This window comes from Streptococcus sp. KCJ4932, assembly GCF_004352745.1.
In the GTDB taxonomy this organism is placed as follows: Bacteria; Bacillota; Bacilli; order Lactobacillales; family Streptococcaceae; genus Streptococcus; species Streptococcus ruminicola.
On record NZ_SJWW01000043.1, the window covers coordinates 1 to 277 of the forward strand.

Consider the following 277-nt stretch of genomic DNA (forward strand, 5'->3'; position numbering starts at 1 on the left):
CGCTTAACGGCGTGGGGGTTCAAGTCCCTTAACCCGCATTAAATAAGAAGTTGCCGGCTTAGCTCAGTTGGTAGAGCATCTGATTTGTAATCAGAGGGTCGCGTGTTCAAGTCATGTAGCCGGCATAACCTTTTGTTAATAGTATTAGCTTTGGGCGCATAGCTCAGCTGGTTAGAGCGCACGCCTGATAAGCGTGAGGTCGGTGGTTCGAGTCCACTTGTGCCCATTTATTAATATGGTCCGTTGGTCAAGGGGTTAAGACACCGCCTTTTCACGG

2 tRNA genes are annotated in these 277 nt (G+C 49.5%); both read left to right on the forward strand.

Features of this window, described 5'->3' with window-relative positions:
* Positions 1-52: 52 nt before the first annotated feature.
* A tRNA-Thr gene (locus E0E02_RS09385) sits at positions 53-125 on the forward strand.
* A gap of 27 nt (positions 126-152) precedes the next feature.
* Positions 153-226, forward strand: a tRNA-Ile gene (locus E0E02_RS09390).
* The last annotated feature ends 51 nt before the right edge of the window (positions 227-277 follow it).